Source organism: Streptomyces sp. NPDC042002 (assembly GCF_055588305.1).
This window is the reverse complement of record NZ_JBVJCT010000011.1, coordinates 110,091-130,963: the sequence shown is the minus strand read 5'-3', so window position 1 is coordinate 130,963 and position 20,873 is coordinate 110,091. Positions and strand designations below refer to the sequence as shown.

Genomic DNA, 20,873 nt, shown 5'->3' with positions numbered 1-20,873 from the left:
GCCTCGGGAAAAACCGTATCCGGCTCGTCGGACATCGTGGCAAGCCTGTGGATAACTCCGGCCGCGACGACATACCGCCAGGTCAGAGTTCTGAAGCGGGCTTGCCTTCCGGCTGTCGCGCATCCACGCGCAGGTGTTCGCCGACGCGGTTCACCAGCAAGGTCATCTCGTAGGCGACCTGGCCGATGTCCGCCTCCGCACCGCTGAGGACGGACAGACAACTGCCCGCGCCGGCCGCGGTGACGAAGAGCACCGCGTCGTCGAACTCGACCATCGTCTGCCGAACTTGTCCGGCACCGAAATGCCGGCCGGAGCCCTTGGCCAGGCTGTGCAGTCCCGATGACACCGCGGCGAGGTGTTCGGCGTCCTCGCGTCGAAGTCCTGTGCTCGCGCCCGTCACCAGCCCGTCGTTGGACAGCACCAGCGCGTGCCGAACGTGCGGGACGCGTTGGGTGAGGTCGTCCAGCAACCAGCCAAGTCCCGTGTTCTGCTCCATGATCCGGTCTCCCCGTGTGTCGTTCCCCCTGGCCGGAGGATTCGACCAACAAGCCTTCACCACAGCAGCCGTCCGGGCAAGGCGGACGGGCGGCATGGCAGAGAAGATGGCCGACGAGCGGGCGCGGGCGGCGGCGCCGCCGCAGGGAGCCGTGCCATGCTGCCGGGGCGGGACCGTGCCTGAACAGGTGTCGATGAGCGCCCTCAGCCGACGGAGTCGAGCAGCCGGGCGGTGTGTACCCTCCCGGCGTATTCGACGAGCCGGATCAGCACCTCCTTCCCGGAGTCGCGGTCACGGGCGTCGCAGAGAACGACCGGCGTACCCCGGTCGAGGTCGAGGGCGCGGGAAACGTCCTGGGCCCCGTACGCGCGGGCGTCCGCGAAACAGTTGACGGCCACCACGAACGGGATGCGGCGGTGCTCGAAGTAGTCCACCGCGGGGAAGCAGTCCTCGAGTCTGCGGGTGTCCGCGAGGACGACAGCACCCAGAGCGCCTGTCGACAGCTCGTCCCAAAGGAACCAGAAGCGGTCCTGGCCGGGGGTTCCGAACAGATAGAGCGAGAGGCCGGACCTGATGGTGATGCGTCCGAAGTCCATGGCCACGGTCGTGGTGACCTTCTGACCCACTCCGTCGGTGTCGTCCACCGACCGACCTGCCTCGCTCAGCAGTTCCTCGGTGCGCAGCGGTCGGATCTCGCTGACCGCGCCCACCAAGGTGGTCTTTCCCACGCCGAACCCACCGGCGACCAATATCTTCAACGCCAGGGCGGTCGAGTCGCCACCCGAGGCATCGGAGTTCTCGGAGACCATCGATCACTTCTCTCGGGAGTGCCGACAAGCGTCGGCATCGGTGCGTCCGTACGGGTGCGCGAAGTCGGAAGTCAGCATCATGACAACTGCGGTTCCGACGAATGGTGTTGGACCGCACATTGCCCCTTGCGGCCGGAACACGCCCGTTCGGTGCCCGGGAGTGAACGCGAGTGGCCGCGGCGCCGACCGATGTGGATCAGCTAGAGGGCCCTCAGTCCCTCGATCACCTCGCGGAGGATTCGCTCGTCAGGCAGTTGTGCGGGCGGCACCGGACGGCTGACGGTGACGCAGCTTCGTTCCACGAGGTCACCCACGAGCACCCTGACCACGCCCACGGGAAGATCGGCGCCCGCGGCCAGTTCGGCGACCGACTGGGGCTCGGTACGGCACAGTTCGATCAGTGTCCGGTGCTCCGGACCGAGTGAGGTGTCCGCGTCGGCTCCTGGCGCGGCCCTGTCGAGCGTGACCAGGGCGATCAGATCGAAGTACATTCCGGTCGGACCGGCTTTGGTGCGGCCGCCCGTCATCGCGTAGGGGCGGACGAGTGGTCCCGCCTCCTGGTCGTACCACTGGCTGCCCGGCTGTGGCGGGGCGCCCGGTGTGTCCTCGGTCATCCGCACAGGCCGTCCTCGGTCATCCTGCCGCGGGCGGCTGTGCGGCGACGCGCGGCGGGGCGTGGAGATGCTCGCCGACGCGCTTGACCAGGAGCGCCATCTCGTACGCCACGAGGCCGATGTCGGCGGTGACCGCGGTCAGGACGGCGAGGCACGAACCGTCCCCCGCCGCGGCCACGAACAGGAAGCCCTCGTCCATCTCCACCATGGTCTGGCGTACCCCGCCCGCGCCGAAGTGGCGGCCCGCTCCCTTGGCCAGGCTGTGGAATCCGGAGGCGACGGCCGCGAGGTGTTCCGCGTCCTCGCGCCGCAGGGCGGTGGACGCGCCCACCGCCAGTCCGTCGTTCGACAGCACCACGGCGTGTCGTACTTCGGTCACACGAAGCACCATGTCGTCCAGCAGCCAGTCGAGTTCACCGGACCGCTGGGCGCCTCCCGTGCTCGGGTCCTGGATCATGCGGGGTCTCCTTCGCTGCTGTCGCTGCCCGCTTCGGGGCCGGGGGTGGCGCCGACGCCGGGTGACCGGCCGCCGCCGCGTACCCAGCCGGCCCGGTACGCGGCCATACGCGCCCGTACGAGTTCGGGTGTGCGCTCTTCGTCCGCTGTGGACGCGGGGGGCTCCGCCGGCTCATCGGAACGCTGTCCGCGCAGTTGGGGGGCGAGGTTCGCCTGGCGGACACGGCGTGGAAGTTCGTCGGAGCCCGCGGAGTCGTCCGGGGGACGGTGCGGACGGATCGCGGCGACTCCCGAAGGCGCGGTCTCCCGGGAGCCGTTCGCCGGACGCGCGGTCTCCTTCGCACCCTTCGGCGGAGGCGAGGTCTCCTGTGAACCGTTCGCCGGGGCTTCGGAGGCAGTCGGCCTCGGAGAGACCAGAGCGGGCCGCTCGGTGGCGGACTGGACGGCGTCGTGTTCGGGAGCGACCGACACGCGCGCGTACTGCCTTTCCAACGGCCTGTCCCTGTCGGCCTTGTGGAGGGAACGTTCCGCCGGGCCGTCGTGCAGCAGTGCCTTGGGCAGCAGGACGACCGCGGTGGTGCCCCCGTAGGGCGAGGTCTGCAGGTGCACCCTGATGCCGTGCCGGGCCGAGAGCCTGCTGACCACGAAGAGGCCGAGTCGGTCGCTGTCGAACAGGTCGAGCGCCTCGGACTGCTCGATACGCCGGTTGGCCTCGGCGATCCTCTCCTTGCCCATGCCCAGGCCCCGGTCCTCGACCTCGATCACGTAGCCGTTTCCGACCGGTTCACCGGTGATCCGCACTCTGGTGTGCGGGGGCGAGAACTGGGCCGCGTTCTCGACGACTTCCGCCAGAAGATGGGTGAGGTCGGCGACCGCTCCCCCGGCCACGGCCGCCTCGGGGAGTTGCCGTACCTCCACGCGCGCGTAGTCCTCGACTTCCGAGACCGCCGCCCGGACCACGTTCGTCAGCGAGACGGGCCTTCGCCAGGCCCGCCCGGGCGCGGCTCCGGAAAGGATGATCAGGCTCTCCGCGTGGCGCCGCATCCGCGTGGTGAGGTGGTCGAGCCGGAACAGGTCGCTCAGCTCGTCCGGGTCCTCGGACCTGCGCTCCATGGCGTCCAGGAGATTCAGCTGGCGGTGCACGAGTACCTGGCTGCGCCGGGCGAGATTGACGAAGACCCCGGAGATGCCACCTGCCAGCTCCGCTCGCTCGACCGCGGCGCGCAGGGCGGCCCGGTGCACGGTGTTGAGCGCCTGGGCGACCTGTCCGGTCTCGTCCTCCGAGGGCCGTCCCGGCGGGGCCTCGTCGTCCACGTCGACCGCCTCACCCGCGCGCAGCCTGCGCATGGCCGCCGGGAGCTTTCGGCGGGCGACGTCCAGGGCGCTGTCGCGCAGGCCGACGAGCTCGACGACGAGGTCGCGTCCGATGCGTACGGAGATGATCAGCGAGGCGATGACGGCGGCGAGCCCGAAGAGAACCGCGGCACCGGCGGGGCTGAGCAGGGCGTGCCCGAGCGGGTCGGTCCCGTCCGCGACACCACGGCCCGCGTCGGCCTCGACCGTGCGCATCCCGTCGCTCACGCGCTCATGAGCGATGTTCCAGACGGTCTCCGGCGCGGCGTCGAGGGCCTTGGCGCCGGGGCGAGAGACGAGCGCCTTGTCCTCGACGGCGCGCACGTCGTCGTACGCGCTCCCCTCCGCGAGGTCGTTCCAGGCGGCTCGTTCGGGCCCGCCGAGATCAGGCGCGGCGGCCTCCGTCAGGGTGCGGCGGGTATCGACGGCCCCGGTGAACAGCCGTAGCCGCTCGCCGTCGAGGGTCCCGGCGATCCTGGCCCCGCCGAGTACGGCGTCCTCCTGGGCGAGCGCCTCCCCCGCCCGGGAGAATTCGAGGAGGACGCGCGCGTCGGAGCGCGGGCCCGCGCCGGAGATGCCGGTGAGTGCTCCGTCGACACCGAATGCCGTCGAAATGGTCCTGGTGTACTCGCTGTACGCCTCGTCCCATCCGGTACGGCGGTCCAGCACGGCGGTGCGCAGCGACCGCAGCCGCGACGCCTCGGCGACGAAAGCGGTGAGCCGCCCGGCGGCTCCGGAAGGCAGGTCGGCGCCGTCGGCGACGGTGTCGTGGTCCCCCAGGCGGAGTTTCGCGACGGCGCGGTCGGTGAGCCGTGCGAGGTCCTTGAAGTCGCTCGGCGGCACCGTGGCGGGGTCGGTCGCGTAGCGGACCGCTTCCGCCCGTTCGGCCTGGAGCGCGGCGACCGCGGCGTCGACGGGGGCGCGGACCGTCGAGTCCACGCGTTGCTGCTGACGCAGCCGCGCGACGTCCTGCGCCGTGCTCACCGTGGCGTAGGCCCACAGCGCGAGCAGGGAGACGATCGGCACCATCAGCAGGCTGACGATCTTGGCCCGGACGGTGCGGGGCCGGATGTGCCACCGCATCACGCGAGCGAGTTGTTCCGGCGAAGGCCCGGCGGCGGGCTCACCGAGGTCCGCGCCCTCGTCGGCCGGCGGGCCCGCGTGCGCGCGCCGGCCACGCACCGGGGGCGGTGGCTGGGCGCCGGCTCTGGTGGTCCTACGGGGTGTACGCATGGCCTCCTCGATCGGAGAGGTTCGGGGCGTGCCGTCCGGGCCGCGCGGCCCCGGGACGGGCCGTCAGCGGGCGACGCCCTGGACCGGCCGCTGGGCCGACGCGGACGCTTCGGTTCGGCCGGACATCGGGGACAGGGCGACGAAGGCCGCCGTCAAGAAGAGGTAGGACCCGAGCCCGACGGCGAGAGGGAAGATGAACTGCATCGCCGTGGCCCCGGGCAGTGTGCCGCCGGATGGGCTCACGCGTACGCTCACCGCCATCATTCCGGTGTAGTGCATGCTGCTCACCGCGCCGCCCATGACGAGGGAGGCGACGGCCACCGCCACGGGGGACCTGATGGAGATCGCGGCCCACAGGGCAACGGTCGCCGCGATCACACCGATCACGACGGAGAGCCCGACGAGTGCCGGGTCGTAGCGCACCTGGCCGTGCAGCCGCAGCGCCGCCATTCCCAGGTAGTGCATGCTCGCGACGCCGAACCCGGTGGTGAGCCCGCCGAGGACGAGTGCGCGGTGCCGGTCGCGGCCGTAGCCGACGGCGAAGAGGCCCGCGCCGACGACGGCCACGGCCACCAGCAGGCTGAAGATGGTCAGAGGCACGTTGTAGCGGATCTGCGTGCCGGTGACGCCGAAGCCGAGCATCGCCACGAAGTGCATCGTCCAGATGCCGGTGCCGATCGCGGAGGCCGCGGCGAAGAGCCAGTTGCGGCGCGACCGTCCGGTGGCGTCGAGCGCGCGGACCGTGCAGCGCAGCCCCAGTGCGGAGCCTGTGCAGGCCATCGCGTACGACAGTACGGGGGTCAGCCAGCCGAAGGCGGCGTGGTCCAGGTGTCCCATGACCCAGGGACGCTAGTGCGCGCTGGGGCGCACGACTGGGGCGCATTTCGAAAGCTGTTGCAAAGTGACGAAGAGGTGCACCTGAGCGATCGCGTCGGGCTCGAACGTGTGCGCCGCGTCATCCTTCGTGTCGGTGAGAGATCATGCGACACATGAGCGACGACCACACGCACGTCCAGGAGTTCTTCGGCGCGCGCGCCGCCGACTGGGACAGCCGGTTCCCCGACGACGGGCCCGCGTACGAGGCCGCGGTGGCGTGCATGCGGTTGCGCGCGGGTGACCGCGTACTCGACGCGGGCTGCGGCACCGGGCGCGCCCTGCCTCCGTTGCGGACGGCCGTGGGCGGCGCCGGCGTGGTCGTCGGAGCCGATCTGACGTCGGCCATGCTGGAGGCCGCGGTTCGGGCCGGACGGGACCGCGAGGGGCAGCTGCTGCTGGCCGATGTCACCGGGCTGCCGCTGCGTACGGAATCCCTGGACGCGGTGTTCGCGGCCGGACTCGTCGCGCACCTGCCGAACCCGGGTGAGAATCTGCGGGAGTTGGCCCGGGTGGTGCGGCCCGGCGGCACCCTGGCCCTCTTCCACCCCATCGGCCGAGCGGCGCTCGCCGCCCGCCAGGGACGGCGGATCACTCCGGACGACCTGCGCGCCGAGGCCAGCCTGGGCCCCCTGCTGGCCTGTTCGGGCTGGGACATGACCTCGTACGTGGACGAGGACTCCCGATTCCTCGCGCTGGCCCTACGCCGGGGATGACCGCCGGCTGGATCCGGTGATCGGTCGTCAGGCCGTGCCGGCGACGGCCGCCGCGAACGCGTCGGGGTTGTCGAACATGATGTTGTGTCCGGCACCCGGCACGGTCACGACGCGCACCGGCGGGGAGCACGCTGTATCCCGCGATCGAGCGGCTGGAGAACGCGCACCTGCTGGAACGGGCCACACAGCCGGGCTCGGTGGCCGCCCCGCGTCACGTCCTGACTCTCACCGAGCAAGGCGGCCGCGAGCTGCGCCGCAGACTGGCCAACGCGGCACGGCGGGACATCACGGACGAGAACCGCTGGTTCACGGTGCTCGCCTTCCTCGGACGCCTGCGGGACCCCGAGGCGCAGGCCGCCGTACTGCGGCGCAGGCTGGCCTTCCTGGAGGAACCCGCGAGCTTCTTCCACGAAGGCGACCGGCCGCTGCGCGCCGAGGAGCTGGACGACCCCTTCCGGCGCGGCATCCTCACCATCGCGCGGGCCACCAGCCAGGCCGAACCGACCTGGCTGCGGACCACTCTCGACACCCTCGACGCGGTCGGCCGCTGAGACGGGGCAGACCTTCACCGGACCGTCCCTCTTCTGTCGCCGCGACTCCATCTCTACGTTGAGTAGCAGCAACCGCACGATCAGCGAGCGCAGGGGGATGGTGACCTGATGTCCGGCATATTCGGCAGGCTCCGCACGATGGGGCGCGGGAAGACGGCCGAACGGCCCGAGGGGCACCCGCAGAAGACGACACCGAAGGAGAGAAAGCGCACATACAACCTCTTCGAGGCGGCTGCTGTGTACGTGTCCGCGTGTGCGGAGGACAACCAGGAGCAGATCGACGAGGCGGCCACCTGGGTGTCGCCTGAGGCGCTGTCCTTCGGGGTGAACGAGCTTGCCTGCCGGGCCGTTGTCGCTCTCGCCCGCGAACGCGACGAGTCGCCCCAAGCGGTCGCCCGCACGCTGCTCGGACTGCCCGCGGCCTGACCTGGACGGGCCCGGGAGGGCGTTTCGCCCCTGTCCAGCCGGATAGCTGCAGCTCCGCATGCGTTTCGGGCCCGTGACAAGCGCCTTCCGGTCGCTTAGGGTGCGCCGACAGATGGAGCGATCGGGAGGCTGGAATGGCCGGGACGGACGAAGACGCCGTCGCCACCGGGGACGACGACGCGCTGTATGTGCTGACGGCGGTGCTGCTGACACCGGCGAAGTTCCCCAGCGTTCTCGGCGACGACTACCCGGAGGCCTGTGCGACGCTCGACCTCGCACCCCTCGCGGAGGGGTACGGGCTGGTGCTCGGCCAGGACAGTGAGGGCGCGCGCTGGACCGTCGTCATCGACGACGTCTCCCTGGTCGCCGTCGCCATCGCGTCCTGGGACTGCGGGATGGAGCACGAGCTGTCTCCGGACGAGCGGACGGTTGTCGCCGCACTGCCCGGCTGGCCCCTCGAGGTAGCCGTCTCGGCCCCCGGGGTGCCCGCTCCGCACGATCCGTCGACCGAGCTCACGGACCGGCCACCGCTCAGCCCTCCGGACACCTCGACCTGGGGACCGGCCCAGCGACGCCTCGGCGCGGACGAGATCGCGCTCCAGTGGGCGATGTGGCGCGAGCAGATCGACGACAGCGAGTTCGCCCCCTCGGACGGTGCGGGGCAGGCCTCGGACGACACCGAGAACTCTCCGGACAAGGACGGCGAGGGTGGTAACCGCGTCGGCGTCCGCCGCGTTCTCGCCGAGGCGCGCTCGTACGTGGACACACCGCCCCCGTTGGGCCGTGTCCGCTCGTCCTTCGCCACGGGCGACGCTCGCACCCTGCGCGCCGACGGCCCCGGGTGGTCTTTCGTCGCCAGGACCGATGACATCGCGTTCGTCCTGCTCGACGAGGAACCCGGCGAGGTCCTGCCCGTCGGTCGCGGACCGGAACTGCCCGGGCTCCTGGAGGCCCTGGACAAGATGGCGGTCCGCCCCAGCTGAGTGACCGCGTCACACGGAATCCCGGTGACGCGGCCCTTGGTCAGTCCCCTGTGTCGGTCTCTCCTGCGCTCACCGGCCGCGGCGAGCCGAGAGGGGCCGAACGGTTGGACGGTCGCTCCTCAGCGGCCGATCTCCTTGCGGGTGGCACGGCGCAGCCTGCGCCGCTGCGAGGGGTCCAGCGCCAGATACGCGGCCGCCGGAACTCCCAGCACGATCAGGAAGGCGGCCCACCAGGGCAGCCAGATCAACAGAATCAGGCCGACCGCCACACCTCCTGCGGCGATCTTCGCGTTCTTCGACATGTGTCGCCTCCTCCGCGGCTGCTGCCGCTCTCTGTCCTGAGAACGGGTCCCCGCGTCCCACGGTTCCGGACCGCGACCCTGATACGTCCCTGACCCGTGCCCCCTACTCGACCCTGAGAGGGTCCCCGGCCTCAAGCGCAGGGCACAGGGCCGCCGGGAGCAATCGACGAGCCCGGTCTCCGCACAGGGAATACCCAACTCCAGACAGCGCACGCGCACCAGGGGTTGAACGCCGGCGCAGATGAGCGCGGCGCATGCGGAGGCCTGAGACCCGTGCGAGGCCGGCGGCGAGGACCCCGTCGACCGCCCTCGCCACGACCGAAGGAGACCCGATGATTGCTTGACGCGCTGCGTTCACCTTCAGGTCGCGATCCGTTCGACGCCAGGGCCAACTCTGGCCGCTGGCAACGAACTTGTGACTCTGGAGGCCTGATGTCCCCGCATGCCGTCGGCCGGCGCCACATCCACCGGTCCGTCACCCTGGGCGTGCCGATCGCCGTGCTGGCCGCCTGCTTGGTGGGCGGCAGCGCGAGCGCGACGTCCGGACCCGCGCAGCCGCGGGTGACGCACACCGCGACGCTCGGCAACCTCCCCCTCGGCGCGTTCAGCAACGCGCTGCTGCCCGGCACGGTGGACAACGACCGCGGTGTCGACCTCGGCGGCATCGGCAGCGACATCTACCCGACCGGTCGCAAGGGCGAGTTCTGGACGATCACCGACCGGGGGCCCAACGGCCAGATCAAGGTGGACGGCAAGAAGCGCCGGACGTTCCCGGTACCGGGCTTCGACCCGGCGATCGTGAAGATCCGGGTGCGCGGTGACGCCGTGGAGGTGATCGACGCGATCCCGATCACCACCTCGTCGGAGAAGCCGGTCACCGGCCTGTCCAACCAGGCGGGACGCGACGAGGCTCCGTACTCCTACGACGCGCAGGCCCCGCTCGCGTACAACCCGAACGGCTTGGACACCGAGGGCATCGTGCGGGCGAAGGACGGTTCGTTCTGGCTCATCGACGAGTACAGCCCGTCACTGGTCCATGTCTCCGCGCGCGGGAAGGTGCTCACGCGCTACGTGCCCAAGGGTCTCAACCTGACCGGCACGGACTACCCGGTCGTCGAGGCGCTGCCCGCCGTCCTGCTCCACCGCAAGATCAACCGTGGCCTCGAAGGACTCGCCCAACTCCCCGACGGTGACCTGGTGATGGCCTTGCAGAGCCCGCTCTCCCTGCCGGACGGGGACGCTGGGGACGTGTCGCGCAACACGCGGCTGCTGCGTTTCTCGCCCAAGAAGCGCGCGGTGACCGCCGAATACGCGTACCGCTTCGACCCGGTGAACGTCGTCGACCCGAGCGAGGACGACACGTCCGAGCTGAAGATCTCCTCCGTGGTGGCTGTCGGCCGCGACCGGCTGCTCGTCGAGGAGCGCACCGACAAGGCGGCCCGTCTGCAGTCGGTACGGCTCACGCGCGACGCGAACATCCTCGGCGGCCCCTGGGACAGCGACACCACGTCGCCCTCGCTGGAGCAGCTGGACGACCCGGCGTCGTCCGGCGTTCCGGTGCTGGACAAGCGTCTCGTCGTCGACCTGGGCACCGTCGCGGGGGTGCCTGGCAAGATCGAGGGCGTCGCACGCGTTGACCACGGCACTCTCGCCCTCATCAACGACAACGACTTCGGGATGACCGACGGGTCGGGCGCCTTCGACACGCAGGGCCGGCTGGTGGACAGCGGTATCGAGACGACCGTCACCTATGTGCGGCTGCCGCGCGGGATCTGATCCCGGAACCCCATGAGCCCGGCACGCGTGCGTGGACGACGGACAGCGGCCACGCACGCGTGCCGCTCACTTCAGCGGCCCGGTGAGCTTGTGGGTGCCCTTGCCGACGCCCGCGGACAGGCTGCACGCGACCTTGTCGAACCCCGTCTTGTAGCCACCGGTGTCCGGGTACTGCACGACGGTGTCGCGCACCGTACCGGCGGCCTGGGCGGCCGCCTTTCGCTCCAGAGGAGCCTTGCACAGCGCGGACGCGGCCTTCTTGAGCGCGGAGTCGGTCGTGTAGGTGCCGTTGAGTTCGGAGACCTTCACGACCTCGGCGTCGTGCGGTTGGGTGCACCGGCGCTTGGCGGCCTGTCCGGGCAGACTGTCGTCCGTGTCGAAACAATCGCCCTTCCGGAGCATGTAGTAGGGCAACTCGTCGTCCGCGAGGGACGGGAACAACGATTGCAGGTCGCTGGGCACCAGCCCTGTTGGCAGGTCCGAGGGCAGCGACGGCACGACACTGGGCAGGCCCGAGGGCAGCGACGGCAGTTCGGACGGGATGCTCAGCGAGGGGCTGGGCGACCGCCCACTGCTCTCGGTGGGGGACTTCTTGCCCTTCCCGCCACCGCCCGTGGCCGCCACGGCCACGGCGACGATGACGCCGACGCCGACGATCGCGGCGATGACGAGGAGCAGGGTGTTGCGGCGCCGCCCTCCACGGTGGCCGCCGGGCCCGTCCGGCGGTCCGGGTGGCGGAGGTGGTGGCGGCGGCCAACCCCCGCCGCTCTGCCCGGGAGGCCAATCGCCGCCTTGTGACGGCGTTCCGTAATCCCCAGAGGCAGGCGGGCCGTAGCCGCCGGAGGACGGAGGACCGTAACCGCCGGAGGCAGGCGGGCCGTAGCTCCCGGAACGCGGGCCCTGGACATCACCCCCAGGAGGGTGTGTATCTCCCTGCGACCGTGGAGGCTGAGGCGGTTCGGGCGGCATGGCCATACCGCCAAGAGTCGCCTCGAACCGGTTCATCGCGCGACCCCTGTGGGGAAGTTGATACGGACTCATGCCATGGATCGCATGATTCCGGGAAATTCCACGCGCGGATCAGCAGCCGCGGAGGGCGGACCGGACCCGCCTGAGGCGGGTCCGTGCCCTTGGGTGCGCCCCGATCAGCCTCGCGCGCCCAGGAGATGGTCCATCGCCAGCTGGTCCAGCTGCTCGAAGGCCATCCCGCGCGCGGCCGCGGCCTCGACATCGAAGTCCTCGAAGGCGGCACGGTCGGCGAGCAGCGCCGACAGACCGTCCGCCGCGGTGGGCTGCGCCAACTCGTCCAGACGCGAGGCGCGCAGCGCCGCCTGGACGTCGGGATCGGCCCGGAACGCCGCCGCACGCTCGCGCAGGATCAGGTAGTTGCGCATGCAGGCCTCCGCCGACGCCCAGACCCCGTCGAAGTCCTCGGTCCGCGGCGGCTTGAAGTCGAAGTGCTTCGGGCCCGCGTAACCGGCGCTCTCCAGGAGGTCGACCAGCCAGAACGCGGACCGCAGATCGCCCGCGCCGAACCGCAGGTCCTGGTCGTACTTGATGCCGGACTGGCCGTTGAGGTCGATGTGGAAGAGCTTGCCCGCCCACAGGGCCTGCGCGATGCCGTGCGTGAAGTTCAGGCCGGCCATCTGCTCGTGACCGACCTCCGGGTTGACGCCGTACATCTCCGGGCGCTCCAGGCGCTCGATGAACGCGAGGGCGTGGCCGACGGTGGGGAGCAGGATGTCGCCGCGGGGCTCGTTCGGCTTGGGCTCGATCGCGAACTTCAGGTCGTAACCCTGCGAGACCACGTACTCGCCGAGGAGGTCGAAAGCCTCCTTCATGCGGTCGAGGGCGACGCGTACGTCCTTGGCGGCCCCGGACTCCGCGCCCTCACGGCCGCCCCAGGCGACGTACGTCTCGGCACCGAGCTCGACCGCCAGGTCGACGTTGCGGATGGTCTTGCGCAGCGCGTAGCGGCGTACGTCGCGGTCGTTCGAGGTGAACGCGCCGTCCTTGAACACGGGGTGCGTGAACAGGTTGGTGGTGGCCATCGGCACCTTGAGGCCCGTGGCGTCCAGGGTCTGCCTGAAGCGCTTGATGTGCGACTCGCGCTCGCTGTCCGAGGACCCGAAGGGGATCAGGTCGTCGTCGTGGAAGGTCACGCCGTAGGCGCCGAGCTCGGCCAGACGCTGCACGGTCTCGACCGGGTCCAGAGCGGGCCGGGTGGCGTCGCCGAACGGGTCCCTTCCCTGCCAGCCGACGGTCCACAGGCCGAAGGTGAACCTGTCTTCGGGGGTGGGCTGGTAGTTCATTTCGCGGCTCCTTGCTAGCTCCGACGATTTCGTCATGGCGGTTTACAAATTAGTATGCGGACGCGACTCTGGGAAGAGACGAAGTAGGAAACCCTGGTCACATCGGTCCAGGGACGAACTGCGGGGCCCTGGCCGTGACGGTCCGGATGGCCCCGTGACCAGCACAGATTCCGCAAAGCCGCGGAAGAGGGAGAGCTCGATGTCAGCAGCCGAGGGTCCGCTCGTTGTCGGCGTGGACACGTCCACCCAGTCCACCAAGGCCTTGGTCGTCGACGCCTCGACCGGGCTGGTGGTGGCGAGCGGACAGGCGCCGCACACCGTCTCGACGGGGGCGGGCCGAGAGAGCGACCCCCGCCAGTGGTGGGACGCGCTGTGCGAAGCGCTGCGCCAGTGCGGTGACGCCGCGCACGAAGCGGCGGCGGTGTCGATCGGCGGGCAGCAGCACGGGCTCGTGACGCTCGACGCCCGGGGCGAACCCGTACGACCCGCCCTGCTCTGGAACGACGTGCGCTCGGCGCCGCAGGCACGTCGGCTGGTCGAGGAGCTCGGCGGCCCGAAATCCTGGGCCGAGCGGACCGGCAGCGTGCCGGCGGCGTCCTTCACGGCCACGAAGTGGGCCTGGCTGGCCGAGCACGAGCCGGACGCCGTCCGGGCGACGGCAGCGGTCCGGCTGCCCCACGACTACCTCACCGAGCGGCTCACCGGGCAGGGCACCACGGACCGCGGCGACGCCTCCGGCACCGGCTGGTGGGCCTCCGGGAGCGAGGCGTACGACGAGGAGGTCCTCGCGCACATCGGTCTCGACCCCGCTCTGCTCCCCCGCGTCGCCCGGCCGGGCGAGGTGGCCGGAACGGTGCACGCCAGGGGTGAGCTGCCGTTCTCCAGGGGCACCCTGGTGGCGGCCGGCACCGGGGACAACGCGGCCGCCGCGCTCGGCCTCGGGCTGCGCCCCGGCACCCCGGTGGTGAGCCTCGGCACCTCGGGCACGGTGTACGCCGTCTCGACGCACCGACCGACCGACCCGACCGGCACGGTGGCGGGTTTCGCGGACGCGCGCGGCGACTGGCTCCCGCTGGCCTGCACGCTGAACTGCACGCTGGCCGTCGACCGGATCGCCGCGCTGCTGGGCCTGGACCGCGAAGCCGTCGAGCCGGGCGCCTCGGTGACGCTGCTGCCCTATCTGGACGGCGAGCGCACACCGAACCTGCCGCACTCCGCGGGACTGCTGCACGGACTCCGGCACGACACGACGGGCGGGCAACTGCTCCAGGCCGCGTACGACGGCGCCGTGCACTCCCTGCTGGGCGCCCTCGACCTGGTACTGGACGCGGACGCCGATCGCTCGGCGCCGGTGCTGCTGATCGGCGGCGGGGCGCGGGGCAAGGCCTGGCAGCAGACCGTACGCCGGCTCTCGGGCCGGCCCGTTCAGGTGCCCGAGGCCAGGGAACTGGTCGCGCTCGGCGCCGCCGCCCAGGCGGCGGGTCTGCTGACGGGCGAGGACCCGGCTGCGGTCGCCCGGCGCTGGGGAACCGCCCGCGGGCCGGTGCTCGACGCCGTGGAGCGGGACGAGGAGACGCTCGCGAGGATCACCGGGGTACTCTCCGACGCGGCCCCTCTGCTCGAACGGGAGCCGAACACGAACTGACCAGGACCGACCGTGCCGTCCCGGCGGGACCGGCTCTCACGCATGGCGTCCCGCGAGAGCGGTACCGGCCGGGGCCCGGTGGGGCTCCGTGCGACGCGGGACCGCCCCGTGGCGACCGGCGCCGAGAGAGGCCGGCGGGGCCGGCCGGACGAGGATTGACGGAGGCATGACCGCACCACTGCACGAAGCCCACCCGACCGGTTCCGGCCGACGACTGCCCGACACCCAGCAGGGGATGCGCCGCCGCAACCTCTCCCGGGTCATGCACACCGTCAGCGACGAGGGACCGTTGTCGCGTGCCGCCGTCGCCTCCCACATAGGTCTGACCCGGGCGGCCGTGTCCACTCTGGTCGACGAGCTGATCCGGGCCGGGCTCCTCGAAGAGCTCGGACCCGAGCGTCCGGGCACGGTGGGGCGGCCCGGCTCCGCCCTCGCCGTCAGCGGGCACGGCCCCGCCGGAATCGGAGCGGAGGTGGGCGTCGACCATCTCGCCGTGTGCGCGGTCGATCTCCGCGGCGCGGTGCGAGCCCGTGCCGTACGCCACGGCACGAACCGCGGCAGGCCGGCCGGGCCCGTGATCCAGGAGCTGACGGCGCTGGTGCGTCAGGTGATCGCCGAAGCCGACCGGGAAGGGCTGTGGCCCGCGGGCCTCGCCGTCGCCGTCCCGGGACTCGTGGCCCGCGACGGCCGGACCGTGGTGCGAGCCCCGAACCTCGACTGGCACGACACGGACCTCGGTGAGCTGCTGCCCTCCGAGCTGCCGCTGACCGTGGACAACGAGGCGAACTTCGGCGGTCTCGCGGAGCTCTGGCTCGGTGACGCGACCCCGCGAGACTTTCTGCACGTGTCCGCGGAGATCGGCATCGGCGCCGCGGTGCTCGTGGACGGGCGGCTGCTGCGCGGGACCCGTGGTTTCGCGGGCGAGTTGGGGCATGTTCCGGTGCGTCCGGAGGGACCGGAGTGCCCGTGCGGCGGACGCGGGTGCCTCGAACAGTACGCGGGCGAGGAGGCCGTGCTGCGTGCCGCCGGTCTGGAACCGGGCGAGGACCGGGTCGGGCTGCTGTCCCGGCGCGCAACGGAAGGCGATCCGGACGTACGCCGTGCCCTCCGCGACGCCGGAACCGCGCTCGGCATAGCCGTGACCGGGGCGGTCAATCTGCTGGACCCTGAGACGGTCGTGCTGGGCGGGGCCCTCGCCGGTCTCGCACCCTGGCTGCTCCCTTCGCTGGAGAGCGAGTTGGCGCGCCGCACGGCGGGCCCCGCCTGCCCCGTGTCCGTCTCCCGGCTGGGATCCGAGGGGCCGCTGCTGGGCGCGGCACATTCGGTGGTACGAGGGGTGCTGGACGACCCGGCGGCGGTGGCCGGACGGTCGCAGGCACAAGGGGTGTAGGCGCAACGAGAACGTTCCCCCTTGCGGGTGATCGTCTTGTCCACAATCCGCGGGCTGTCCACGGAATCGCGCCTCGCTCTTCCTGCCCAACAGGCAAGCGCCGTACCGTGATTCACGCGAGGCGCAGCCGTCCTGCCGATGGCTGTGTTCCGGTCGGATCGGGGGGGCAGATGTCGGAGGGGACGGTTCCGGGGCTGCGGCGTGAGGCGATCGGCCTGCGCGAGGTCCTGTTCCAGAGCATCACGGCCATGGCGCCGGCCGCGGCGGTCGCCGCGTCCATTCCGTCCGGTGCGGCGTTCGCGGGCGGCAGCCTGCCGCTGTCCGTACTGATCGCCCTGGTGGCCTGTCTGTTCACCGCGTCGTGCGTGGCGGAGCTGGCACGGGAAATGCCCGCCGCGGGATCGGTGGCCACCTACACCGCGCAGGGGCTGCATCCGTCCGTCGGATTCCTTGTGGGCTGGGGCTATGTGTTCGTCGAAGCCCTGGTGCCGCCTCTGCTCCTTCTTCAGCTCGGGTTCACCACGGCGGGCACACTGCACCAGGAGTGGTCCTCGTATCCGGACGACCTCTGGTGGCCCTGGTCGCTCGCGGGCGCGGCGGTCATCGCGTTAACGGGCTATCTGGGAGTACGTGCCTCGGCCCGCTTCGGTACCGTCCTCGGCGTCTTCGAGGTGCTGGTCTTCCTCGTCTTCGCGGTGTGGCTGATCGCCAAGGCCGGCGGGAACAACACGCTGTCGGTGTTCGGGACATCCCACACCGCAGCGGGGTACGGCGGGATCAGCGGTGTGTTCGCGGGGTCGGTGTACACCGTGCTCGCCTTCGCCGGGTTCGAGGCGGCGGCCCCGCTGGCGGAGGAGACCAAGGACCCACGCCGCACGATGCACCGGGCCGTCCTCGGCGCGGCGTTCGCGATCGGTCTCGTCTACGTCCTGACGACGTACGCCATGTCGGTGTACTTCGGTCCCGACCGGTTCGCGGGGTTCGGGGCCTCCGGCGCCGCCTCGTGGGAAGGCGTGGCCCGCGCTTCGTTCGGGCTGTTCTGGGTGTTCGTGTTCCTGGCGGTGGTCAACTCGACGATCGCCAACGCCAACGCGTGCGCCACCGTCTCCACACGAACGGCCTTCGCTCTGGCCCGGATTCGGATCTTCCCCGCGCTTTTCGCGCGCGTGCACCCGAGACACCGCTCCCCCGCGGCCGGGGTGGCCGTGCAGTGCGTCGTGGCCGTGGCGGCCATGCTGGGACTCGGTCTCTCGTACGACCCCGTGACCGCGTTCCTGCTCCTCGCGACCGTGATCGTCACCGTGGTGATCGGCGTTTACATCGTGGTCAATCTCGCCTGTGCGGGCTACTTCCTGCGCCGCAGACCCGAGTTGTTCAAGCCTGTCCGGCATCTGGTGTTCCCGCTGCTCGGCATCATCGCCTTCGTCCCCGCGCTGCTCACGGCGGCGGGTCTGCCGGCCTTCGACTTCGTGACCGAGCTGACCGCGCCCGTGTCGTACGCCGGGCCGGTCGTGGGTGTCTGGATGTCGGCCGGTGTCGTGATATTGATCTTCCTGCTGCGCCGTCATCCCGGGCGCATAGCCGAGACCGCCCGTGTCCACCTCGACGAGACCTCCACCCCCGCCCCTTCGCAGAGCGGAGCCGTGCAGCCATGAGCGACCCCCGGATCCTGACCGTGCGCCCCGCGCCGGGCGAGTTCGCCTGGACGTTCGGCGGCGCACCACCCGTGGCACGTATCGCGCCGGGGACGGTGCTCGATCTCTATACCGAGGACTGCTTCGCCGGACGGGTGCGCTCCGAGAAGGACTTGGTGTCCGAGGTGTGCGAGTTCCCGTTCCTCAATCCGCAGACCGGTCCCTTCCATGTCGAGGGAGCGGAGCCGGGTGACACGGTCGCGGTCCACTTCGTCTCGATCGAGCCGGCCCGTGACTGGGCGGCGTCGACGACGGTCCCGCTCTTCGGCGCCCTGACCTCAACGCACACCACGGCGTCCCTGCAGCCGCCACTGCCGGAGACCGTGTGGATCTGGCAGCTCGACCGGGACCGGCGGACCGCGCTCTTCAGCGCGCGGGACAGCGACCTCCGGATCGAGCTGCCGATGGATCCGATGCACGGCACCGTCGGCGTGGCGCCCGCGAACCTGGAGGTGCGTTCCGCCCTGGTTCCCGACGCGCACGGCGGGAACATGGACACGCCGGAGATGCGAGCCGGAGTGACCTGCTATCTCGGGGTGAACGTCGAAGGCGCCCTGCTCAGCCTCGGCGACGGCCACGCTCGGCAGGGTGAGGGCGAGACCTGCGGAGTCGCTGTCGAATGCGCGATGAACACGGTGGTGATCGTCGAACTCCTCAAGGGGGTCGCCACTCCCTGGCCGCGCATCGAGTCCGACACCCACATCATCTCGACCGGCTCGGCACGCCCGCTGGAGGACGCCTTCCGGATATCCCAGCTCGACCTCGTGCAGTGGCTGGTGCGCGACTACGGGTTCAGCGAGCTCGACGCCTACCAGTTCGCGACGCAGACGGTCGAGTCCCCCATCGCCAACGTCTGCGACACCAACTACACGTGTGTCGCCAAACTGCGCAAGGACTGGCTGCCCGCGCGTGAGACACATCGCGGACTGCACGCCCGACTGCGCGAGACCGCCGCGTCGCTCCGGCACTGATCGCACGGCCCACATCCCCCACCTCCACACTCAGCACTCAGCACTCAGCCCACCGACGTACAGCCTCAAGACCTCAAGCCCCCACCCCCCACCGATGAAAGGCCCACTATCCATGGAGCGAGCACGGTCGTTCCCGAGCCGGCGGACGCTGCTCAAGGGCGCAGCTCTCGCGGCCCTCCCCTACGCGTTGCTCCCCGATGTCAGAGCGACGGCGCAAGCGGCGGTCGTCGACTATCCGGGTGCCGAGTGGACTCCGGCGACCAGCTCCAACTACACGGCGTCCGAACGCCCCGACAGTTACGAACTCGACTATGTGATCATCCACGTCACGCAGGCGACATACACCAACACCTTGTCCATCTTCCAGAATCCGCAGAAGAAGGTGTCCGCCCACTACGTCGTGCGCTCGGCCGACGGCCATGTGGCCCAGTGCGTGAGGGAGCGCGACGTCGCCTGGCACGCGGGCAACTGGGACTACAACACGAGAAGCATCGGCATCGAGCACGAGGGCTGGGTGGACCAACCCGCCTACTTCACCGACGCCCTCTACGAGGAGTCGGCCAAGCTCACCGCCACGATCTGCGACGAGTACGGGATCCCCAAGGACCGCGCCCACATCCTCGGTCACTACGAGGTGCCGGGCACCGATCACACCGATCCCGGGCCGAACTGGGACTGGACGCGCTACATCAGGCTCGTCAACTTCGCCTGACCAGCGGCGGCCTCGCGGCGGCCCGAGCGGGCACGCCGTGAGGCACCGAACGGAAGGGGAGCGTCACACGGGTTGTCGAGGCCCGCACCGGGAGTGACGATGGACCCAGTCGCATCGCCTTCCGGGAGGCCGAGTTGACCGATCCTTGGGTGGCCCTGGAACCGGGGACCGATCCCGCCGAGCGGGTTCGGCTGCTGCGCCGCGCTTACGAGTCGTTCACGGAGGCCGGGACGGTGCCGCGGCCGGTGCGTGCCGTGGTGGCGGAGTCGTGGCGGCGTTCGGCGCGGGCGGGCGTCGTTCCGGAGGGCACCGCGAGGGTGGAACTCATGGACGGGGAACTCGGTTCCTACCGGGCGGAGCATCCGCTCGCGCGGGTGATGCCGCTGTTCCGGGAGCTGATGGGAACGTTCGCGGCGGACGGGGAGCACCTTCTGGCGGTGTGCGACGCGCAGGGCAGGCTCTTGTGGGTCGAGGGCCATCCGGGGACGCGGCGGCAGGCCGGACGGATGAACTTCGTGCCGGGCGCGCGGTGGTCGGAGACGGCGGTCGGTACGAACGCGCCGGGCACGGCGGTCGCCGTCGACCGTCCGGTGCAGGTGTTCGCGGCCGAGCACTTCATCCGGCGTGTGCAGCCCTGGACCTGCGCGGCGGCCCCCGTCCACGATCCGCGCACCGGGCGGGTGCTCGGCGCGGTCGACATCACCGGCGGGGACGGGCTGGCGCATCCGCACAGCCTCGGCTTCGTGCAGGCGGTGGCACGGGCCGCCGAGGCCCATCTGGCGCTGCTCGCACCGCCGCAGGCCATGGCGGGCGCCCTCGAGCTGACCGCGCTGGGGCGCGACGAGGCTCAACTCGTGTCGGACGGGCGGAAGATCAGGCTCAGTCGCAGGCACAGCGAGATCCTGGTGCTGCTGGCGCGGCATCCGGAAGGACTGACCGGCGACGAGTTGCAGTGCGCGTTGTACGAGGACGAGTCGGTGACGCCGGTGACCCTGCGGGCCGAGTTGGCGCGGCTGCGCAGAATCCTCGGGCCGGGCCTGCTGGGTTCGCGTCCCTACCGGCTCACCCGGCCGGTCGAGTCCGATGTGGCGGTGGTGGAGCGGCGGCTCGGCAGCGGCGCGGTGACGGCGGCCGCGGCGGTGTACGCCGGTCCGCTGCTGCCGGGTTCGACGGCGCCGGCGGTGGTGCGGCTGCGGCGAAGGCTCGCCGACGGGCTGCGGACGGCGATCATCGCCCGTCGGGACCCCGATCTGCTGGCCGACTGGGCCCGTGCGCCGTGGGGCGAGGACGATCTCGACGTCTGGCGGGCGCTGTCCGCGCTGCGCCCGGCCGCGGCCGTGCACGCGCGCCTGGCGGAGCTGGAGTCGGAGCAGGCCGCACCGGCCGGATGGGGGCACTCCGCACGCAACGGCCGTATGCGACCGCAGCCGCGCTGACGGAGTGGATGCGGCCCCAGCTGCGGGGCGGGGCGACGGTTCCGGGGCCGCGCAACGTCGTTGCAACGTCCGGGTTCCTAGCCTCGCGGCGAGAGCTGCCCAACGGCGGGCAGCGCTTCTCCGGG

19 protein-coding genes and 2 pseudogenes are annotated in these 20,873 nt (G+C 71.3%); 11 read left to right on the top strand and 10 right to left on the bottom strand.

What is annotated here, in order from left to right; all coding sequences use genetic code 11:
• Nucleotides 1–82 precede the first annotated feature (82 nt).
• From ACZ6KY_RS18900 to ACZ6KY_RS18875, 6 genes are all read right to left on the bottom strand, one after another.
• Entirely contained in the window at nt 83–496 is a 414-nt protein-coding gene (locus ACZ6KY_RS18900) for a roadblock/LC7 domain-containing protein (RefSeq protein WP_469311401.1), read from the bottom strand.
• A gap of 203 nt (nt 497–699) precedes the next feature.
• Complete coding sequence (locus tag ACZ6KY_RS18895; RefSeq protein WP_469311400.1) at nt 700–1,305, bottom strand: GTP-binding protein; 606 nt, start codon at nt 1,303–1,305, stop codon at nt 700–702.
• 200 nt (nt 1,306–1,505) lie between these two features.
• On the bottom strand, nt 1,506–1,919 hold the full coding sequence (locus ACZ6KY_RS18890) for a DUF742 domain-containing protein (protein ID WP_469311399.1): 414 nt from the start codon (nt 1,917–1,919) through the stop codon (nt 1,506–1,508).
• A 19-nt stretch (nt 1,920–1,938) separates the two neighbouring features.
• Entirely contained in the window at nt 1,939–2,376 is a 438-nt protein-coding gene (locus ACZ6KY_RS18885) for a roadblock/LC7 domain-containing protein (RefSeq protein WP_469311398.1), read from the bottom strand.
• The gene (locus ACZ6KY_RS18880) at nt 2,373–4,961 is read right to left on the bottom strand and encodes a sensor histidine kinase (RefSeq protein WP_469311397.1); all 2,589 of its coding nucleotides are present in this window, start codon (nt 4,959–4,961) and stop codon (nt 2,373–2,375) included. The genes ACZ6KY_RS18885 and ACZ6KY_RS18880 overlap by 4 nt, the downstream gene beginning before the upstream one ends.
• 63 nt (nt 4,962–5,024) lie before the next feature.
• Nucleotides 5,025–5,798 (bottom strand): MHYT domain-containing protein, encoded by a 774-nt coding sequence (locus tag ACZ6KY_RS18875; RefSeq protein ID WP_469311396.1) that lies wholly within the window; start codon nt 5,796–5,798, stop codon nt 5,025–5,027.
• 143 nt (nt 5,799–5,941) lie between these two features.
• On the opposite strand from ACZ6KY_RS18875, the gene ACZ6KY_RS18870 reads away from it, so the two are divergent.
• Nucleotides 5,942–6,550 carry a class I SAM-dependent methyltransferase gene (locus tag ACZ6KY_RS18870; protein WP_469311395.1) on the top strand — a complete coding sequence of 203 codons (609 nt, stop codon included), beginning with the start codon at nt 5,942–5,944 and terminating at the stop codon, nt 6,548–6,550.
• Nucleotides 6,551–6,577: 27 nt separating this feature from the next.
• On the opposite strand, the pseudogene ACZ6KY_RS18865 reads toward ACZ6KY_RS18870, so the two are convergent.
• A pseudogene (locus tag ACZ6KY_RS18865) lies at nt 6,578–6,667 on the bottom strand (alpha/beta fold hydrolase); the annotation flags it as partial.
• On the opposite strand from ACZ6KY_RS18865, the pseudogene ACZ6KY_RS18860 reads away from it, so the two are divergent.
• The 3 genes and pseudogenes from ACZ6KY_RS18860 to ACZ6KY_RS18850 form a co-directional block, all read left to right on the top strand.
• Nucleotides 6,661–7,101 (top strand): annotated as a pseudogene (locus ACZ6KY_RS18860) (PadR family transcriptional regulator); the annotation flags it as partial. The pseudogenes ACZ6KY_RS18865 and ACZ6KY_RS18860 overlap by 7 nt on opposite strands.
• 138 nt (nt 7,102–7,239) lie before the next feature.
• Nucleotides 7,240–7,527, top strand: coding sequence for a hypothetical protein (locus ACZ6KY_RS18855; protein WP_469311483.1), 288 nt, complete (start codon nt 7,240–7,242; stop codon nt 7,525–7,527).
• A 134-nt stretch (nt 7,528–7,661) separates the two neighbouring features.
• A complete protein-coding gene (locus ACZ6KY_RS18850) occupies nt 7,662–8,510 on the top strand; it encodes a hypothetical protein (RefSeq protein ID WP_469311394.1) in 849 nt (282 codons plus the stop codon).
• A 119-nt stretch (nt 8,511–8,629) separates the two neighbouring features.
• Here ACZ6KY_RS18850 and ACZ6KY_RS18845 read toward each other — a convergent pair whose 3' ends face one another.
• Entirely contained in the window at nt 8,630–8,812 is a 183-nt protein-coding gene (locus tag ACZ6KY_RS18845) for a hypothetical protein (protein ID WP_469311393.1), read from the bottom strand.
• A 432-nt stretch (nt 8,813–9,244) separates the two neighbouring features.
• Here ACZ6KY_RS18845 and ACZ6KY_RS18840 point away from each other — a divergent pair, with 432 nt between their 5' ends.
• Nucleotides 9,245–10,588, top strand: coding sequence for an esterase-like activity of phytase family protein (locus ACZ6KY_RS18840; protein WP_469311392.1), 1,344 nt, complete (start codon nt 9,245–9,247; stop codon nt 10,586–10,588).
• A gap of 66 nt (nt 10,589–10,654) precedes the next feature.
• Here the strand turns inward: ACZ6KY_RS18840 and ACZ6KY_RS18835 are convergent, their stop codons facing one another.
• Nucleotides 10,655–11,218 carry a hypothetical protein gene (locus tag ACZ6KY_RS18835; protein WP_469311391.1) on the bottom strand — a complete coding sequence of 188 codons (564 nt, stop codon included), beginning with the start codon at nt 11,216–11,218 and terminating at the stop codon, nt 10,655–10,657.
• A gap of 515 nt (nt 11,219–11,733) precedes the next feature.
• Entirely contained in the window at nt 11,734–12,900 is a 1,167-nt protein-coding gene (gene xylA / locus ACZ6KY_RS18830) for a xylose isomerase (RefSeq protein WP_469311390.1), read from the bottom strand.
• Nucleotides 12,901–13,099: 199 nt separating this feature from the next.
• Between xylA and xylB the strand changes: the two genes are divergently transcribed.
• The 6 genes from xylB to ACZ6KY_RS18800 all read left to right on the top strand — a co-directional run bounded on the left by xylB (nt 13,100) and on the right by ACZ6KY_RS18800 (nt 20,748).
• Complete coding sequence (gene xylB, locus ACZ6KY_RS18825; RefSeq protein ID WP_469311389.1) at nt 13,100–14,545, top strand: xylulokinase; 1,446 nt, start codon at nt 13,100–13,102, stop codon at nt 14,543–14,545.
• Nucleotides 14,546–14,711: 166 nt separating this feature from the next.
• A complete protein-coding gene (locus ACZ6KY_RS18820; RefSeq protein ID WP_469311388.1) occupies nt 14,712–15,935 on the top strand; it encodes an ROK family protein in 1,224 nt (407 codons plus the stop codon).
• Nucleotides 15,936–16,105: 170 nt separating this feature from the next.
• A complete protein-coding gene (locus ACZ6KY_RS18815; RefSeq protein ID WP_469311387.1) occupies nt 16,106–17,590 on the top strand; it encodes an APC family permease in 1,485 nt (494 codons plus the stop codon).
• The gene (locus ACZ6KY_RS18810; RefSeq protein WP_469311386.1) at nt 17,587–18,600 is read left to right on the top strand and encodes an acetamidase/formamidase family protein; all 1,014 of its coding nucleotides are present in this window, start codon (nt 17,587–17,589) and stop codon (nt 18,598–18,600) included. Before ACZ6KY_RS18815 ends, ACZ6KY_RS18810 begins: the two co-directional genes overlap by 4 nt.
• A 112-nt stretch (nt 18,601–18,712) precedes the next feature.
• Nucleotides 18,713–19,312 carry an N-acetylmuramoyl-L-alanine amidase gene (locus tag ACZ6KY_RS18805; protein ID WP_469311385.1) on the top strand — a complete coding sequence of 200 codons (600 nt, stop codon included), beginning with the start codon at nt 18,713–18,715 and terminating at the stop codon, nt 19,310–19,312.
• 134 nt (nt 19,313–19,446) lie between these two features.
• Nucleotides 19,447–20,748: a GAF domain-containing protein gene (locus ACZ6KY_RS18800; RefSeq protein WP_469311384.1), complete on the top strand. Its 1,302-nt coding sequence runs from the start codon at nt 19,447–19,449 to the stop codon at nt 20,746–20,748.
• Nucleotides 20,749–20,873: the final 125 nt, after the last annotated feature.

Coding starts and splice junctions, on each gene's coding strand:
- ACZ6KY_RS18885 (WP_469311398.1), bottom strand. CDS start 2,376: ATGATCCAGGACCCGAGCACGGGAGGCGCCCAGCGGTCCGGTGAACTC.
- ACZ6KY_RS18875 (WP_469311396.1), bottom strand. CDS start 5,798: ATGGGACACCTGGACCACGCCGCCTTCGGCTGGCTGACCCCCGTACTG.
- ACZ6KY_RS18840 (WP_469311392.1), top strand. CDS start 9,245: ATGTCCCCGCATGCCGTCGGCCGGCGCCACATCCACCGGTCCGTCACC.
- ACZ6KY_RS18870 (WP_469311395.1), top strand. CDS start 5,942: ATGCGACACATGAGCGACGACCACACGCACGTCCAGGAGTTCTTCGGC.
- ACZ6KY_RS18855 (WP_469311483.1), top strand. CDS start 7,240: ATGGGGCGCGGGAAGACGGCCGAACGGCCCGAGGGGCACCCGCAGAAG.
- ACZ6KY_RS18900 (WP_469311401.1), bottom strand. CDS start 496: ATGGAGCAGAACACGGGACTTGGCTGGTTGCTGGACGACCTCACCCAA.
- ACZ6KY_RS18815 (WP_469311387.1), top strand. CDS start 16,106: ATGTCGGAGGGGACGGTTCCGGGGCTGCGGCGTGAGGCGATCGGCCTG.
- ACZ6KY_RS18895 (WP_469311400.1), bottom strand. CDS start 1,305: ATGGTCTCCGAGAACTCCGATGCCTCGGGTGGCGACTCGACCGCCCTG.
- ACZ6KY_RS18805 (WP_469311385.1), top strand. CDS start 18,713: ATGGAGCGAGCACGGTCGTTCCCGAGCCGGCGGACGCTGCTCAAGGGC.
- ACZ6KY_RS18880 (WP_469311397.1), bottom strand. CDS start 4,961: ATGCGTACACCCCGTAGGACCACCAGAGCCGGCGCCCAGCCACCGCCC.
- ACZ6KY_RS18810 (WP_469311386.1), top strand. CDS start 17,587: ATGAGCGACCCCCGGATCCTGACCGTGCGCCCCGCGCCGGGCGAGTTC.
- ACZ6KY_RS18820 (WP_469311388.1), top strand. CDS start 14,712: ATGACCGCACCACTGCACGAAGCCCACCCGACCGGTTCCGGCCGACGA.
- xylB (WP_469311389.1), top strand. CDS start 13,100: ATGTCAGCAGCCGAGGGTCCGCTCGTTGTCGGCGTGGACACGTCCACC.
- ACZ6KY_RS18845 (WP_469311393.1), bottom strand. CDS start 8,812: ATGTCGAAGAACGCGAAGATCGCCGCAGGAGGTGTGGCGGTCGGCCTG.
- ACZ6KY_RS18850 (WP_469311394.1), top strand. CDS start 7,662: ATGGCCGGGACGGACGAAGACGCCGTCGCCACCGGGGACGACGACGCG.
- xylA (WP_469311390.1), bottom strand. CDS start 12,900: ATGAACTACCAGCCCACCCCCGAAGACAGGTTCACCTTCGGCCTGTGG.
- ACZ6KY_RS18890 (WP_469311399.1), bottom strand. CDS start 1,919: ATGACCGAGGACACACCGGGCGCCCCGCCACAGCCGGGCAGCCAGTGG.